This is a genomic window from Pseudarthrobacter sp. NPDC058196 (assembly GCF_042882685.1).
Lineage (GTDB): Bacteria > Actinomycetota > Actinomycetes > Actinomycetales > Micrococcaceae > Arthrobacter.
The window spans coordinates 119,680-135,034 of record NZ_JBHVVN010000007.1; the positions used below are offsets into that span (position 1 = coordinate 119,680).

General features: G+C 63.1%; 15 protein-coding genes. 9 read left to right on the plus strand and 6 right to left on the minus strand.

Annotation, left to right across the window (positions count from 1 at the left end):
- Positions 1-116: 116 nt before the first annotated feature.
- The 4 genes from rplI to rpsF form a co-directional block, all read right to left on the minus strand.
- Positions 117-569 carry a 50S ribosomal protein L9 gene (gene rplI / locus ACFVVC_RS11685; protein WP_018762867.1) on the minus strand — a complete coding sequence of 151 codons (453 nt, stop codon included), beginning with the start codon at positions 567-569 and terminating at the stop codon, positions 117-119.
- Positions 570-586: 17 nt separating this feature from the next.
- Entirely contained in the window at positions 587-826 is a 240-nt protein-coding gene (gene rpsR / locus ACFVVC_RS11690; RefSeq protein ID WP_003800144.1) for a 30S ribosomal protein S18, read from the minus strand.
- Positions 827-952: 126 nt separating this feature from the next.
- Positions 953-1,528 carry a single-stranded DNA-binding protein gene (locus ACFVVC_RS11695; protein ID WP_387453013.1) on the minus strand — a complete coding sequence of 192 codons (576 nt, stop codon included), beginning with the start codon at positions 1,526-1,528 and terminating at the stop codon, positions 953-955.
- A 72-nt stretch (positions 1,529-1,600) separates the two neighbouring features.
- The gene (gene rpsF, locus ACFVVC_RS11700; protein WP_015939036.1) at positions 1,601-1,906 is read right to left on the minus strand and encodes a 30S ribosomal protein S6; all 306 of its coding nucleotides are present in this window, start codon (positions 1,904-1,906) and stop codon (positions 1,601-1,603) included.
- A 315-nt stretch (positions 1,907-2,221) separates the two neighbouring features.
- Between rpsF and ACFVVC_RS11705 the strand changes: the two genes are divergently transcribed.
- The 8 genes from ACFVVC_RS11705 (at position 2,222) to ACFVVC_RS11740 (ending at position 9,881) form a co-directional block, all read left to right on the plus strand.
- Entirely contained in the window at positions 2,222-3,010 is a 789-nt protein-coding gene (locus ACFVVC_RS11705) for a glycoside hydrolase family 16 protein (RefSeq protein WP_387453017.1), read from the plus strand.
- 304 nt (positions 3,011-3,314) lie between these two features.
- Positions 3,315-4,406, plus strand: a complete 1,092-nt coding sequence (locus ACFVVC_RS11710; RefSeq protein WP_387453020.1) for a hypothetical protein — start codon at positions 3,315-3,317, stop codon at positions 4,404-4,406.
- Between the two features lie 9 nt (positions 4,407-4,415).
- Positions 4,416-5,234, plus strand: a complete 819-nt coding sequence (locus ACFVVC_RS11715; protein WP_387453023.1) for a glycosyltransferase — start codon at positions 4,416-4,418, stop codon at positions 5,232-5,234.
- Positions 5,224-6,510 (plus strand): lipopolysaccharide biosynthesis protein, encoded by a 1,287-nt coding sequence (locus ACFVVC_RS11720; protein WP_387453026.1) that lies wholly within the window; start codon positions 5,224-5,226, stop codon positions 6,508-6,510. The genes ACFVVC_RS11715 and ACFVVC_RS11720 overlap by 11 nt, the downstream gene beginning before the upstream one ends.
- Positions 6,507-8,291 carry a glycosyltransferase gene (locus ACFVVC_RS11725; RefSeq protein WP_387453029.1) on the plus strand — a complete coding sequence of 595 codons (1,785 nt, stop codon included), beginning with the start codon at positions 6,507-6,509 and terminating at the stop codon, positions 8,289-8,291. Before ACFVVC_RS11720 ends, ACFVVC_RS11725 begins: the two co-directional genes overlap by 4 nt.
- Positions 8,288-8,629, plus strand: coding sequence for a hypothetical protein (locus tag ACFVVC_RS11730; RefSeq protein ID WP_387453032.1), 342 nt, complete (start codon positions 8,288-8,290; stop codon positions 8,627-8,629). The genes ACFVVC_RS11725 and ACFVVC_RS11730 overlap by 4 nt, the downstream gene beginning before the upstream one ends.
- Positions 8,626-8,832 (plus strand): hypothetical protein, encoded by a 207-nt coding sequence (locus tag ACFVVC_RS11735; protein ID WP_387453035.1) that lies wholly within the window; start codon positions 8,626-8,628, stop codon positions 8,830-8,832. Before ACFVVC_RS11730 ends, ACFVVC_RS11735 begins: the two co-directional genes overlap by 4 nt.
- Complete coding sequence (locus tag ACFVVC_RS11740; protein WP_387453038.1) at positions 8,829-9,881, plus strand: hypothetical protein; 1,053 nt, start codon at positions 8,829-8,831, stop codon at positions 9,879-9,881. Before ACFVVC_RS11735 ends, ACFVVC_RS11740 begins: the two co-directional genes overlap by 4 nt.
- A gap of 116 nt (positions 9,882-9,997) precedes the next feature.
- On the opposite strand, the gene ACFVVC_RS11745 is transcribed toward ACFVVC_RS11740, so the two are convergent.
- Both ACFVVC_RS11745 and ACFVVC_RS11750 read right to left on the minus strand, forming a co-directional pair.
- On the minus strand, positions 9,998-10,996 hold the full coding sequence (locus ACFVVC_RS11745; RefSeq protein ID WP_387453041.1) for a glycosyltransferase family 2 protein: 999 nt from the start codon (positions 10,994-10,996) through the stop codon (positions 9,998-10,000).
- Positions 10,989-11,858 (minus strand): glycosyltransferase family 2 protein, encoded by an 870-nt coding sequence (locus ACFVVC_RS11750; RefSeq protein WP_387453458.1) that lies wholly within the window; start codon positions 11,856-11,858, stop codon positions 10,989-10,991. Before ACFVVC_RS11750 ends, ACFVVC_RS11745 begins: the two co-directional genes overlap by 8 nt.
- 650 nt (positions 11,859-12,508) lie before the next feature.
- Here ACFVVC_RS11750 and ACFVVC_RS11755 point away from each other — a divergent pair.
- Entirely contained in the window at positions 12,509-15,205 is a 2,697-nt protein-coding gene (locus ACFVVC_RS11755) for an AAA family ATPase (RefSeq protein WP_387453461.1), read from the plus strand.
- The last annotated feature ends 150 nt before the right edge of the window (positions 15,206-15,355 follow it).

Sequence of the window (15,355 nt, forward strand, 5' to 3'; positions counted from 1 at the left end):
ATCCCGCCAGCTTATGGTGCCCGCAACCGGCGGCGGGGAGCTCCGGCAGTGACCTTGAACGCAAATGGCCCCCGCACCGGAATCCCGGGCGGGGGCCATCCACTGCGGTGCGGAAACTACTTTCCGGCAACGACCTCAAGGTCGATGACAGCGGAAACATCCTCGTGCAGGCGGACGTTGGCCGTGTACGAACCGACAGACTTGATGTGGTTCGGCAGTTCAACGTTGCGCTTGTCGATGGCTCCGAGGCCGGCGGCCTCAACAGCGGCAGCGACATCAGCAGGCTTGACGGTGCCGAAGAGACGACCGGACTCGCCGGCCTTCACCTCGAGCTTGACCTTCTTGGAGGACAGAGCCTGGGCCTGGGCCTGTGCAGCTTCAACAGAAGCGTGCGCACGGGCGGCGCGGGCAGCCTTGATGGACTCAACCTGCTTCTCGCCACCCTTGGTCCAGGTCAGGGCGAAGCCGCGGGGCAGCAGGAAGTTACGTGCGTAACCGTCCTTGACCTCGACAACATCGCCAGCAGCACCGAGACCGGTTACTTCGTGGGTCAGAATGAGCTTTGCCATGTTAGTTAATCCCTTCCTTAGCCGCGGCCAGCGCCGGAGTAAGGCAGCAGAGCAACTTCGCGGGCGTTCTTGATTGCCTGGGCGATCTTGCGCTGTTCCTGCACCGTCACGCCAGTGACGCGACGGGCGCGGATCTTTCCGCGGTCGGAGATGAACTTGCGCAGCAATGCTACGTCCTTGTAGTCGATGACAGTGATGTCAGCGGCCTTCAAGGGGTTGGACTTTGGTTTGGGCTTACGGAGTTCAGCCTTAGCCATCGTGGAGCTCCTATTCTAGGGAGCCCGTGGATATTGATCCACGGGATGGTGGTGGTCCGACGGCGGCAAAACCTTGGGTGCCTTGCGGCTCCCGTGCAGTCCCGGCGTCGGGCCGTTGTTTGGGTTTTAGAAGGGAGGTTCGGAATCGGGGCCGTTGCCCCAGCCGCCTGCATTGGACACGCCGGGCGTGGCCCAGGGATCGTCCTGTGCAGCCTGCTGGTTGCCGCCGCCCCAGCTTCCACCGGAGTTGCCGCCCTGGTTTCCACCAGGGTTGCCGCCTCCGAAGCCACCGCCGCCGTTGCCGCCGCCGAAGCCGCCCCCACCCTGTCCGCCGGAGCGCTGGGTGCGGTTGACCTTGGCGTTGGCGTAGCGCAGGCTGGGGCCGATTTCGTCGACCTCAAGCTCGATGACGGTGCGCTTTTCGCCTTCTTTTGTTTCGTAGGAACGGCTCTTCAGGCGGCCGGTCACGATCACGCGCATGCCCTTGGTGAGGGATTCGGCGACGTTCTCGGCAGCTTCACGCCATACAGCGGCGCGGAGGAACAGGGTCTCCCCGTCCTTCCACTCGTTGGACTGGCGATCAAAGGTGCGGGGGGTGGAAGCGATGGTGAAGTTCGCTACTGCGGAACCGGACGGTGTGAACCGCAATTCCGGGTCATTGGTGAGGTTACCGATGACCGTAATGGTGGTCTCGCCTGCCATCTACTGCCTCCTTGTTCGATCCTGGGTGAAGAGTGCGTTCCTGCGGGGTAAAGAATGAATTTTGGTGCTGAATTACTCAGCAACAACCTTCTGCTCTTCGGGGCGGGTGATCTTGGTGCGCATGATGGTCTCGTTAAGAGACAGCTGGCGGTCAAGTTCCTTGGCGGTTTCCGGCTTGGCGGTGAAGTTCACCACGGCGTAGATACCTTCGGACTTCTTCTTGATGTCGTAAGCCAGACGGCGACGGCCCCAGATGTCAACCTTTTCGATGGTTCCACCATCGTTGGTGATGACGTTCAGGAACTTCTGAAGCGACGGCTCAACGGTACGCTCTTCGACCTCGGGGTCGATGATTACCATCAATTCGTAAGGACGCATATGTGAACCCACCTCCTTTGGGCTAAGCGGTTACGGCATTTCCGTAACAGGAGGTTCATTTGCGATTCCGTGCAGTGCCTTGCCACCGGTAGGGAGGCAGGACGCAGCACAGACTTCAACATCTTAGTGCATCTGGGCCCGATAGGCGACTCGCGCTTGACTCAAGGCTAAGGTCCTTGTGGAGGGGAATCAGCTGGGCTCGTGGCTATGTGGAAAAACTCCAGTCGGCCGGCTCAAAAATTTCCTGGACATCCCCCGTTCCCGCGACCGGAGGCACATAGCCCAGCCCGCCGTCGTAGCCCTATCATCTGACGTATGCGTCGCCATCTGACCGCCATTGCCGTGGTGGCTCTGTTGATGAATGGCTGTTCAGCTCCTTCATCCCAGCCGGCTGTCACCGGGGAGGGCCCCACCTCCGCTTCAGCCGCAGCTGCGCCGGAGGGCAGCGGACCAGTGACAGACTCGGCCGCGACAGCGCTTGGCTGGGGCCCGCCTATCGCCGGAGACGAGTTTGACTACACCGGTGTACCCGACGCCACGAAGTGGTCCGTCTACGACAGTGCCGGACATGCAGGGAACGGCACCCGCAGTCCCGGGCAAGTCACCGTGAACGGTTCCCAGATGGTCATTACCGGGACAGCTGACGGAACTTCCGCCGGCATCAGCGCCAAGTTCGGCCTCCAGAAATATGGCCGCTGGGAAGTCCGGGCAGCCGGCTCGGGCGACGACGAGTACCACATGGTTGCGATCCTGTGGCCGGACAGTGGTAACTGGCCCTGTGACGGCGAGGTCGACTACGCGGAGACTACGGGCGACTGGAACATCATTAACTTCTTCCATCACTACGGCTGTTCAAACCTCAAGACGTCTGTATCCAAGGCCCTGGATATTACCAAGTTCCACAACTACGCAGTTGACTGGTCTCCCAGTGTCATCGTTGGCTACATCGATGGCGTGAAATGGTTTGAAGACAGCGATCCCACACACCAGCCTCCCGGCTCGATGCACCAAACGCTGCAATTGGACTGGTTCCCGGACGGCACTTCCAACGGCCCTGGCGAGATGCGGGTGGACTGGGTCCGCGTATACGCGGCATACAGGTAACCGTTCACCCGCAGGGTACCCCTCCTACCTGGCCCCCGGATGGGACAACCCCCCAATGTACTTAACCCGGGACGCACGGCTGCCCCTCCACCCCCAGCACTGCCGAAAACACCGAATTCCCCACGTAGCAGGCGATGCAAAAGGCGAGTACTGACTACCGGTGCTTACCGGACCGGCCTACCATACGCTCAATTCTGCCGGCGGAGTTTCACAGCCGGGGGCTTCGAATCCGTCTACGGGCACTGGGTGGATTGGCCCAGGCCGGAGCAGCATTCGGCTGACACCAATCAGACAGGGGAGGACTATGAGCACCAGGCGGACGAAGGCACTGCACTTCGACATTCACGGCCGTGTCACGATCAGCGTCGACGCGGCCGCCCCGGCAGCGAGGCAGCTTCAGAGCATGCTGGCATGTTTTGCCTCGGAGGCGGAAGGGCAAGCTGAAATCATCGTCGACGACCAACCGGAAGCGATGCCGGATGCAGGTCACGTCGAGCACGAGCTGGCCTATACAGACAACAGCGTGCGTTTCCAGGCCGATCGGGTCCAGGTAGTAAGGGACGGCGACCACTGGCGTATTCACGGACCGGGCGAGCTGCTGACCTCAGTAGTGCCTGTTCTCGATGCCGCGATGGTCGCCCGGGGAGCCGCCATGTTCCACGCGGCAACCATGGCGTACCGGGGCCACGCGATCGCCCTTCCCGCTGCAGGCGGGACAGGCAAGACGAGCACTGCTGCCAAGCTGATGCGCCGTGACGGCTGGTCGTTCATGGGAGACGATTGGGCGTTCCTCGCTGAGGATGCCACTTTGCTCGGTTACGCAAAACCCATGTTCATCAAGCCGCATCACCGGGAAATCTACCCGCACCTGTTCGAAGGTGCCCGCAAGCCGCTGGTCCCCTCGCAGCTCTCCGGAACCGTGGGGCGTCTTACCACCGTGGTCCATCCGTACGTCATCCGTTACCCACGGCTCGCGGATTTCTCCCGTCGTTGGTCGCCGGAGCACCGCATGGTCACCCCCCAGGCTGCATTCCCTGGCCGGGAAATAACTACGAATGCTCCGCTGGCGGCTGCCGTCTACATCGAACGGTACGACGGCGCTCGGACCCGGGCTGTCGAGAAGACACGCGATTGGATGGTCGACCGCATGATCGGCAACTTCCACATCGAGATGGCCGGCTTCTCCCAGCGGGTAGTGACAGGCCTCGCGGCCACGTCAGTACTCCCTTGGCGGGAGCACTTTGCGTCCAAAGGGCTGGTTTTGAGCAAGGCCCTCGACGGACGTCCCTGCCACCTGCTGCAGGTTCCGGCCGCTTACTCGGCGGACGAGGCTTCGGACGATATCGTCCGGCATCTTGAAGAGCTGCTGCCGTCGCTTCTCGACGAGCCGGCCTAGGAGGAAAAAGTGGGCTTCAGTACAGCAGACGTCACCGCAGTTGTTCCCGCCCGCAACGCAGAGCAGTTGCTTCCGCGCTGCCTGGAAGCGCTGCGCCAGTCCGGTGTCGCCGAGATCATCGTGGTCGACGGGTTGTCCACCGACCGCACCGTCGAAATCGCCCGTGCGGCCGGGGCCCGGGTCCTTAGTGACGAGGGGCGCGGTCTGCCGTGGGCCCGGACGCTGGGGGTCCAAAACAGCAGGACCCATTGGGTCCTGCTGGTGGATGCCGATGTCGTCTTCGGCGCAACAGGCGTCGCGGACCTGCTCATCGAGTTTGTGGAGGATGGATACGACGCTCTCCAAGCCGGCCTTGAGAGCGTTGCTGGGCCAGGCTACTGGGGGCAGGCACTTGCGCACCACCATCGCACCGGGCGCAGCCGCAACTGGTTCGGACTCGTCGCAACGCTCGTCGACCGGGACCTGATGCTGGGCCTGGGTTTCGATGACTCATTCAAGTCCGGGGAGGACATCGAACTACGTTGGCGGATGCGGCAGTCCGGCATGAAGACCGGGGTGTCACAGCGGGTCGTTGTAGAACACAGGTTCGCGGCTGATGACTTTGACTTCGCCCTGGATCAGTTCCTCATGGACGGCACGGGGCTGGGGCGGATGGTCCGCAAACACGGATGGAGCGGTGCGAGGTTGGCGCTCCTGCCCGCCGCGGCGGCAGTTCGGGGAAGCGCCTTGAGCCTTGCTGCAGGCCAGCCTCAATGGCTGCGTTACTACATCGCCTTCTGCTGGTACAACTATGCGGGGATGGCGAGGGGTTTAGGTCGTGACGGCTGAACGGGAAATCGCTCCTTCTGAGGCTCTGCCCGTCGTAAGGCACTCTCCCCTACGCAGCTCGATTGGCCTCGTCATAGCCAAGGGCGTACAGACAGGGACGGGCTTCGCCTTTTGGATCCTGGCCGCGCACGCGACCTTGGACCGTGAGGTCGGGCTCACCACCGCGGCAGTCTCCGCGGTGATGATCTGCACCCAGCTTGCTGTGCTGGGCACGGGCTCGGCGGTGATCGTCTCTGTCGGAAGGGGGGAGCCGCCGGCCCGGGTGCTCGATGCCGCCTTTGGCCTCGTGGGGGTCGCCGGCACCGTGCTTGCACTGGCCTATCTTGTGCTGGAGACTGCTGTGTCACCGGACGTAGCATCGCTGACCGTTCTTTTCTGGTTCGTGTTCATCATGGCCGCCGTGACAGGGACCATGTGCACCGTGTTGGACCAAGCGCTCGTGGCGCTGGGACGCGGTGGGAGCGCGACGATGAGGTACACCGTAGGCGGACTGGTCCCACTTGTGGCGACGGCATTGGTGGCCTGGCTGGCGAACGGCGCCGGGGCCGACGTGCTGATGGCCTGCTGGACTCTGGGATCGGCCGTTTCATGCGTCATCGGTTTCATCCAGTTGCGCAGACTGGTCGGCTACCGGCCAAGACCTTCCCTGCACCCCGCACACGGGCGTTCGTTGCTCATGCTTGGTATCCCCAACCAACTCCTCACGCTCACCGAGCGCGCCCCGGGGCTGGTGCTGCCGCTGCTTCTAGCGCACTTGGTGTCACCGGAGATCGCGGCCTACTGGTACCCGGCATGGATGATGGCCTGGGCCGCCTACACGGCTCCGATGCTGATCGGCATCGTCCAATTCTCCGAGGGTGTCCGTGAGCCGGAGCGCCTCGCAGCGACCACGTGGGCAAGTTTCCGCTGGTCGCTTGTCATCGGAATCCTCGCTGCAGCCGTCCTCATCGTCTTCGCCCACCCGTTGCTTCATCTGCTCGGGGACAGGTACGCAAATGCATCCACCGACGCCCTGCGGCTGTTGGCTGCCGGGCTTGTGGCATACGCCGTGCTTCAGGCGTACAACTCCGTATGCAGGGTCCTCGGACTTTATACAGAAGCAATCATGGTTGGCGTGGTCCTCGGAGCCGCACTCTGCGTCTCGGCTTTATTGGCCGCCGAGCAGGGCTCCAGCGCCATGGCCCTTGCCTGGCTGGTGGTGCTCTCCCTCGGGGCTGTCGTGGTCGGCCTCCGGCTTCTCGCCATTCTCCGCCGTCATAAAAAGGAGGCATCATGACAAGCACGCTCAAGGAGACCATCCCTCCGCTGGCACGATGGAAGGCCCGCGATGTCTGGTGCGCAGTGGCGGGCGCAGTGTCACTCGCGATTGCGGCGTGGGCCGCCTCGACAGTTACTTTGCCCGTCAACAGTGACCTGGGTCTCATCGGCGTGCTGCCCTATCCCTTCTGGGCAGCGGTCCTGATCCTCAACATCACCTTTGTCGTGGCACTGCGGGGGGACGCGGCCGGCCCCGCTCGCAGCCCCGTCATGGTGTGGCTCGTCGCGGTGCAAGTGCTCGTTCTCTTCGGCACCGCAGCCTTTGTCACGGACGTCCCGCGGGGTGAAGTCGCATTCCGCCATCTGGGAATCGCCGACGCCCTTTCGCAAAACACGGGGATCGACCCCAACATCGACGCGTACTTCAACTGGCCGGGCTTCTTTGGCCTCCTGGCCACCCTCCTGCGCGCCTCCGGCCTGGACCCGGTGTCCGTTGCCCTTTGGGCGCCCGTGTTTAATGTAGCCCTGTGGCTCATGGCCGTGGCCGTAGTGACGCGATTCCTGACCAAGGATCCCCGCCGGCGCTGGCTCGTGCTCTGGCTCTTCTGCCTCGGAAACTGGCAGGACCAGGACTATCTTTCCCCCCAGGCCTTCGGTTTCTTCCTGTACCTCGTTGTCATCGCCCTGATCCTGGGCCCGTTGGCCGCCAACGCCCCCCGCTTCGGCGGCTTCCGCCGCGCCGACTTGACGGCGTGGTGGCGCGGACGCACACCCGCCGATCCCCGTCCACGCCATCGGGTGAGCGCCCTGGCCATTACACTCCTGCTCATCGTGGTCATTTGCGCGAGCCACCAGCTGACGCCTTTCATGGTGCTCATCGCCGTTACTGCCCTGACCCTGGCCGGACGCGTCTGGCCAGGCCGGCTGGCGCTGATTGCCGGCGTCGTACTGGTCCTCTGGCTCGCCTACCCGGCCAGCACCTACCTGGCCGGGCACCCGCCCTTGGCGGACGCAGGGCTCCAGAACGCCATCGAAGCGAACGTCGTGGACCGTACAACCGGAACCGCTGGACACGTGCTCGTGGTGCAGATCCGGATGGCCCTTACCCTCCTGCTCTGGGCCTTGGCTTCCATAGGCGTAGTCCGCGACTGGCGCAGGGGCCACGTGGACATCCGCGTGCTCCTGCTCGCTGTCACCCCATTGCTGCTGTTTCCCGCGCAGTCCTATGGCGGGGAGATGCTGATCCGCATATCCCTCTTCGCGCTTCCGTTCGTCGCCCTTCAGGCGTGTTCCGCCATGCTCCCGGAAGAGGGACTGCGGATCAGGCGGCCTTCAGCCCGGACTTCCGGAGCACTTGTGCTCACCTTCCTCCTGTTGGCCGTCATGACGGTCACGGGACGGTTCGGGAACGCGCAATATGACGTCTTCACCCGCAGTGAGATCGACGCCGTCAGCATGGTGGACCGTATCGCTCCGCCAGGCGCCGCCATCATCTCGGCGGCCCATCCAACTCCTTGGCGCAGCGCGGACTACCTCGGCCACCGGTACCGGACTGTCGAGGACTTGTGCCCCTCCGACTTGTCAGCCCGGACCTGCGGGCCCCTCATCTACGGCTATGCCCGGCACAATTCCGCCGGCGGTTACCTTCTGCTCCTTCGCTCGTCCGCGACGAGCCTGATAGTGCAGGGTCAAACCACCACGAAGGCCTTTGATGAGCTGGAGAACTGGCTCACTGATCAGGACGGAGTAAACCTCGTGTTCAGTAACAGCGACGCGCGCGTATACCGGGTGGGGTCATGAAACTGCACAGAGTAAGCCGGCCAACCCTGGCCCTGGGCATTGCAGCCCCTGTGTTGTCGCTGATCTTGCTGATCGGCCTGCCGGTACCGCTCCAGGCACTCGCGGCGGCAGCGGTGCTGGTCCTGCTCCCTGGGCAGGCAATGGCCCGGCTCACGCCGGTGACCGACCTCGCACTCGCTGCTCTGCTCGTCGTGGCGCTTGGCCTTGCCACACTCACCGCGGTGTCCACGGCAATGTTCTACCTCACCGTTTGGTCCTGGCAGGCATGCGTTGTCGCCATGGGAGCCATCACCATCTTCGCGTGCCTGGCACGCGCACGGCAGGAGGCAGCATCATGATCGAAGTAGCCGGACTTGTCGCGGCCGCCGTTCTGCTCGTCACCCTCATCGCGCTTGAGGTCCGGCACGCCGGACCAAACGCGGCGCAGCCGCTCCATCCGACGATCCTCGGCTCAACCGTGAACATGAGGATCGTTGTCGTCGTCATGTGGGTGTTGTTCCTGGCCCTCCTGCTTCCCCGCGTGCTGGGACTGCTCACGTGAGCCCTGGCGCGCGATGGTTACTCGTCAGCGACCTCCACTTGGACGGGTCGGACGACGATCCCCGGCACGCCGGCAGAATGCTGGCCGGCTTCCTGCGCCGGACCGTCCTCGCCGATTTGGGCCCGCAACAGCACATCGTCTTCCTTGGCGACACTTTCGAGCTTGCTGACCTGACCGAGGTCGAGAGCCTTGCGCGGCTCGAGTCCATTCTTGCAAGCCACCCGGACACCTGGCACGCCCTGCAAGCATGCTCGGCACATGGCGCTGAGCTGCACTTCGTAAGCGGCAACCATGACGTGGAATTGGCGCGCCCCTCGGTGGCAGCCCGCCTGTCCGAGCTGCTGTCACCGGCCGATCCCGCGCTGGTTCAGGTGCACCCGTGGCTTCTCTACGTCCCCAACGTGCTCCTGGCTGAGCACGGGCACCTGCACCACGCGCTGCATCGGATTCCGGAGGTGCTCCGCACTGCCATCAACGGCACGGACGAACTGGACCTTCCCCCGCTGGCCGCCCTGCACGCACACCCGACAAGCTCACGGCTAAGCCGTGCCGGAGCCGTGGCCCGGGCCTGCCTGGCGTCGGAGCGGGCCGAACGCCGTGCCCGGAAGCCCGCCTATGACGAGCTGTTGCAAACCGAGTCGCGGCGGCTCACGCTCGACGGGACGGCCGTGCGCGAACTGGCGCGCCTGTCCCGTTTTCGGACAGTCTCCGCGCTCCCACGTACTGCCACCCGCATGGTGCTGGCGTCCACCGGACGCAACGTCAATGGCAGCCAACCCCCTGCTGCAGCAGGCAAGGTGGCCGGAATCCTCGAGAACCACCGGTCCCCGGTGGCTTGGTACATCTCAGCGCACACGCACCGTGCCCTCGAAGCATCGCTCGACGCTTCTCCAACCCGCTACATCAACACTGGCACCTGGTCCTCGGACGTCCGCGGTCAAGGGCCCGACCAAGCGGACCGCCAGGCCTTTCCCTATGCCATTATCGAAGTCGACGACGCCGGCGTCATCAATGGTGGCCTGCGTTACTGGCACCCGTTGGTTGTCTAGGACGCGTTCCGCCTTACAACGGACCCCTGCCGACGCAGCACAAGGGCCCGGGTCCGGTGCTAGACCGTGCCCAGGCCCTTGTGGCTGAGGGTCTTACTTTGTCCGGCCAGTCGCCGTCACTGAACTTCCCGCCACGGTGCGCCCTGGAGGGTCAGCTCACTCAGCTGGCTTGGGGATCCATGGGCCATCCGGCGTCCACGGATATAACCGGCGGAGGTGAAGGCGAGCACTGCGATGACAGACCCTGCCCGGCCAAGACCTTGGGGGTTGGTGCCACGGCCCCAATCGCGGATTCCGGAAAACACCGCTCGGGGCAGAGTGCTGCGGACGTAGCGCCGTTCAGGGCCGAGGGCACGCTTATGTCCCACGATATGGCTGACCTGCGCTTTGGAAATTCCCTCGGACCAAGACCTTGAGAGCATATAGCGCACGGTGGCCCTTTCGGCCGGTACATGATGCCGGACCAGAGCGGCCGGTTCGTAAACGATGCGGGATCCAGGCGCGCCCATCGTGGAGCGGATACAAATTTCCGTTTCCTCGCAGCCGAGCGGCAGCGTGCCCTTCCGTCCGAGGGCTTGGTTGAAGCCTCCCACTTGCCGCAGTACCTCAAGCCGGAACGACATGTTGGCTCCGATGACATTTCGGACTTCGGAGGCCACACGAGGCAATCCGCGGTGACTGCACCCAACAATCCAGTCCAGCTCCTCCGCGAAGTAGCCCGGCCGGCCGGACTCCCACAACGGAACAACCTTCCCTCCCACGGCAAGGACGTCCGGATCGTCATACAGCGCGACCAAGCGTTCGAGCCAATCCGGTGCCGCCTCCGCGTCGTCGTCAAGGAAGGCGACGATGTCGGACCCGGCCAGCCCAACACCGGTATTCCTGGCACCGGACAGACCTGGCAGTCCGGTGCTCTCCACGATGGTGACGTCATCTACGATTTCTACGAGCCTCTCGTGCAGGTCCTCGTTGTGATCAATGACTACGAGCACCTGGTCAGGCGCCATGGTCTGGTGGCGAACTGATTCGATCACATCCAGCAGCATGCCCCACCGTGACGACGTGTAGGCGCAGATGACCACGGTCACCGACAGGGGTTTGATGCGATCAAGCATGCTGGCTCACCACCGGCGTAAGAACGGTGTGCGGATCCACGGGCAGCCGCGGGAAACGGACATTGGAGTAGGTGTACTTCACCCGGCGGAGAGCTTCCGGACGGGCTCCTGCCGTCGGAGCTTCCCACACCGTGCACTCCCTTGCCAGCGTGTGCAGCACCCGCCAACCGTCCCGGAATGTCTGGAGATTGGACGCCCCGGAAATCCGGTCCAACTCCAGGCTGGGGACCTCGGCAATCCGCAGCCCCGCCTTGGCCGCCCTGACGATGAGTTCTGTCTCGATTTCGAAACCGTCGGACTGCAGCTCCAGCACCTCAAGGCATTCCCGCCGGAAGGCGATGTAGCCGTAGCAGAGATCTGAGTAGTTGCTGTGCAGGACAGCATTCGCCAACCCCGTCAGGGCCCTGTTGCCTGCCTTCCGGAGCCGGGTCAGGTCCTCCGACCCGCCGCCAGTGACATGCCGGGAGCCCTTCACGAAATCAAAATCATGCTGGAGGGGCGCAACGAACCATCCGATCTCGCGGGGGTCCATGCTTCCGTCCGCGTCCAACATGACGATGATGTCCCCGGATGCTGCTGAGAAGCCGGATCGGAGGGCCACGCCCTTCCCTTTTCGGGTTTCGTTAACGATCACCACGCCGGCCCGCAGGGCTTTTGCCACTTCAACGGTGTTGTCCTGCGAGCGGCCGTCGACAATTATCACCTCGTCAACATAAGAAGGCATCCGTCGCAGAACCCAGGGTATGTTCTTTTCCTCATTCAGCGTGGGAATGACTACGCTGATTGATGCTTGCGGAGATAAAGGTCCCGGCTCGGAAAAAAGAGCTGGAAGTTGGGGCGAAATCGACAATTGCCTCACCACTTCATGACAGTTCGGATTCTTGACAATGCCGCCGGCCGTTGTGGCGGCGGCACTAACGCTCAATCCGGTCATGGTCTGGTCGCTGACCCCCAGCAACCCATCGCCAATCCTCTGGCCGTATCCGGAAGACTATCTCCTACCTAATGCAGGTATCACGAGTAGTGGGTACTCAGTTTTAATCTGGCGTTCACTCCCTGTTAGGCAAGTAAAGGGCTCCAGGATTGCGGCGTCCGTTAGGTATAGGGGATTCAAGTGCCCCCGACGCTGCCGTGATGGGGAATGACCCTCGCGAACCGGCCACAGGGGACGAAGCCAATCCCAGCTGACCAGGCATTGGCCGTTTCTGGCATACCAACTGCTGACGATGGGAGGAAATCGATGTTCCACATGTCCTGCGCCATCAGGGTATACCGCCAGACGCCGGTCCGCGCCGATGATTCAGTGCCTTTGATGCATTTGCCGCGAGCACCGCAGGCCGCGGCCTTGAGCAAAAGCAGCATAAAATCTTGATGCAATAAAGTGCAAATCAGATGGCTTCCGGGTTGGGTTAGGAGCTATATTCGCGTGTAATGGCCAATGCATTGGGGTGCGTGGCAGCCTTTGCGCGGCAGTACAAAATATGGTCTCCTTCTTCGACGATTGGGGACACCATGCCGCTCGTGGGCAGGGACAAAGAAATCAAGCGAATTCTTTCCGCCATCCGTGGTCCCAAAGAATCAGCTTTGGCAGTTGTCGGCCGCCGTGGTACGGGAAAATCAGCCCTTCTGTCTGAAATTCCTGCTATTTCCGATTACCGAACTGTCTTCTTTGCGGCCGCCCCGGCAGAATCGGACTGGCAACTGTCCGGACTGACCTCACTGCTAAATGGGCTGGACGATCCTGTCCTGCACCGGATTGCGGATAGGTTCGATCAGGACACGACCGGGGCCCTGACCCTCCTCTCCCTTTCCGACCAGTTGCTCTCCGGCCTGCACCAGCGCTCTTCGGCGCGGACTGTCGTCGTGATTGATGACGCAGACCAGCTGGATCGCAGCAGTCAGACAGTGATCGGGTTCCTGGCCCGGCGTTTGGCCGGGACTGATGTCGTCATGTTCGTCGGGGCCCGGGAGGACCACCCGGAAAGCCCTTTCACGGGCCTTCCAACCCTCCACCTGCCTGCGTTGAGCTTCGGCGACACTGTGCGGATGTTGGAGGGTCTCCCAACCAAACGGACCATGACTGCGGCCGCCCACGCCGTTGCCGCTGCAACAGACGGCAATGCGCTGGCGGCCGTCAAGATTTACGTCAGGCAGATGGAACGGCACGTTGGAGCCAGAGACGCATTGCCCGTGCCGCTGACTGCCACCATCAGCAGTTTTGACTCACAGTTTGCGTCCGCGGTGGCTCCCCTGTCCCCTGCCGCGCGTAGGGTCCTGGACCTGGTGGCCCTCTCCTTCCGCAGCAACATTTCGACCATTGAGAACCTTCAGTGTGATGCCTGGACCGGTTTGGACGAACTGTTGGCTGCTGGCCTCGTGAAACAGTCAGGGCCGCACTTGGGAATCGGTGATCAACTCCTCCGCGGGTACATTTACGGTGCCATGACCCCGGGGCTCCGCACCGCCGGCCACCGGGCCCTCGCAGAAGCGGCGGTGGGGACGGATCCCAGTGCTATCACCTGGCATATCAGTTTCCTCGCGCCGGACCACCAAACTCCGAATCGACTTCTCCGTCAAGCGATAGGCCTTATTCGGAGTGGTCAGCTCTCCTTCGCCGTGGAGTGCATCGAAAGGGCCTTGGCCATCAACCGATGGGAAAGCGCGGAAACGGCGGCGCGTCTGACCCGCCTGGCCGAATTGCTGTTCAACCGCGGTGAGCTCGTGTACGCGCGGCGTTACCTGGAATGGGCGCAGGGTCTGACGCAGAACTCCGTGCTGATTCTGCGGTTGACCGGCCTGTCCTACAAAATCCAGTTTGTCCAAGGCACTGCCGTTCGCAGCAGCATGGTGGAACGGCTGGTGAAGGAGTTTGGCCATCACGACCCGGCATATTCAGCAGGCCTCCTGGCCGTCGCCGCCCTCTATTATGCCGAGCGGTGGGAACTGGCAGATGCCGCTCGGCTTCTCCGCCACGGCAGCGCTTTCCGCGGTTCCGCATCGGCGCAGTCCAGGGCTATTGCCGACTACGCCAACCTGCTGGTCGAATGCATCAGCGGCGATGGGACGAACCTCGGACGGAGGGACCAGCAGACCGGCAGTGCCGCCAGGGTAGAAGGCCTGTTGGTGCGTGGCCGCGCCCTCACCTATGCGGAGCACTACGGAAACGCCCGCGAAGCCTTCGCAATGCTCCAAAGCTCCTCCGGACCCGATCACGCTATCTGGCGGGAAGCCGCGGCGCTCATGGCCGTTGACAATGAGATCCGTGCAGGCAACGTAGGAACAGCAGTAAGGCTTATCGACGATCTTGAGCTCTGCGAGCCTGACATGCGCCACCACCGCGGGACGCGGCACCTGCTCCGTGTTTGGCGTGCCTACTCGCTGGGCGATGACGCACAGGCGCGGGCCCACGCCGCCGAAGCCCAACGGTGCCTTCAGTCGGGCAACCACATTGCCGCCACGGCACAGCTGGCGGCCTGTCAAGGCCAATTCGCGCTCTTGCGCGGTGATTTGACAGAGTCGATTGCCCAGTTGTCCAGGGCCGCGGAGATCGGCATGGGTCTGGTCAATCCCAGCCTGCTGCGCTGTGAGGCTGATCTGGTGGAGGTCCTGGTCCGCCTTGGGCGCCACCACGAGGCCAGCCAGGCCTTTATGCGCCTGGGGAACCGCTCCGAGGGGCTGCGCTCACCGTGGCTGCTGATGGTTGTTGCGCGAAGTCGCGCCATGCTTGCGGATGGTGAGCAGGCCCTGCTGTTCTTCAGCAAGGCGCTTGAGGACAGGAACGGGAACAGGCTTGAGCGCGGCAGGACCTTGATGTGCTACGCCGAGCGGCTGCGTGCCTTCGGGCGGTTGCGCGATGCCCGGGAAGCCCTGCTTCGCGCCAAAGTGATGTTTGACGAGGCAGGTGCGGACGCATGGACCCAGCGCGTGGACGCCCTCCTGCTGGACGGACGAGCGGAGACTGCCGTCCCGCAGGACAATCCGTGGATGCTGTTGCTCGCAGATCATGAGCGGTCGCTGGCAACGATGGTGGCCCGGGGCATGCGCAACAAGGAAATAGCCGCCACCCTCTATGTTTCCGTCCGTACGGTCGAGGTGCGCCTCACCGCCATCTATCGCAAGCTTGGTGTTGAATCCCGGGCGCAGCTGACTGCCCTCGCCGCTGGGAAGGGAAGCCCGGCCCTGGAGCCGTATGTCCTGCCCGTCCTGTAACTCCGCGAATATCCGCAGTACCCACATATTCCGCCCTTCGGAACCACAAGACCCCGGCGTCCGATCTGCGATTGCAGTGCCTGCGAAATAGCGTGGATCACGCCCAAAGGACGTTAAGCAAGGCCGGAAAGGGATCACGTGGCCGAGATA

Excerpts from the sequence above, each read along its gene's own strand:
- ACFVVC_RS11725 (WP_387453029.1), top strand. The coding sequence starts at position 6,507 with ATGACAAGCACGCTCAAGGAGACCATCCCTCCGCTGGCACGATGGAAG.
- ACFVVC_RS11695 (WP_387453013.1), bottom strand. The coding sequence starts at position 1,528 with ATGGCAGGCGAGACCACCATTACGGTCATCGGTAACCTCACCAATGAC.
- ACFVVC_RS11745 (WP_387453041.1), bottom strand. The coding sequence starts at position 10,996 with ATGCTTGATCGCATCAAACCCCTGTCGGTGACCGTGGTCATCTGCGCC.
- ACFVVC_RS11710 (WP_387453020.1), top strand. The coding sequence starts at position 3,315 with ATGAGCACCAGGCGGACGAAGGCACTGCACTTCGACATTCACGGCCGT.
- ACFVVC_RS11735 (WP_387453035.1), top strand. The coding sequence starts at position 8,626 with ATGATCGAAGTAGCCGGACTTGTCGCGGCCGCCGTTCTGCTCGTCACC.
- rpsF (WP_015939036.1), bottom strand. The coding sequence starts at position 1,906 with ATGCGTCCTTACGAATTGATGGTAATCATCGACCCCGAGGTCGAAGAG.
- ACFVVC_RS11730 (WP_387453032.1), top strand. The coding sequence starts at position 8,288 with ATGAAACTGCACAGAGTAAGCCGGCCAACCCTGGCCCTGGGCATTGCA.
- ACFVVC_RS11755 (WP_387453461.1), top strand. The coding sequence starts at position 12,509 with ATGCCGCTCGTGGGCAGGGACAAAGAAATCAAGCGAATTCTTTCCGCC.
- ACFVVC_RS11705 (WP_387453017.1), top strand. The coding sequence starts at position 2,222 with ATGCGTCGCCATCTGACCGCCATTGCCGTGGTGGCTCTGTTGATGAAT.
- rplI (WP_018762867.1), bottom strand. The coding sequence starts at position 569 with ATGGCAAAGCTCATTCTGACCCACGAAGTAACCGGTCTCGGTGCTGCT.
- rpsR (WP_003800144.1), bottom strand. The coding sequence starts at position 826 with ATGGCTAAGGCTGAACTCCGTAAGCCCAAACCAAAGTCCAACCCCTTG.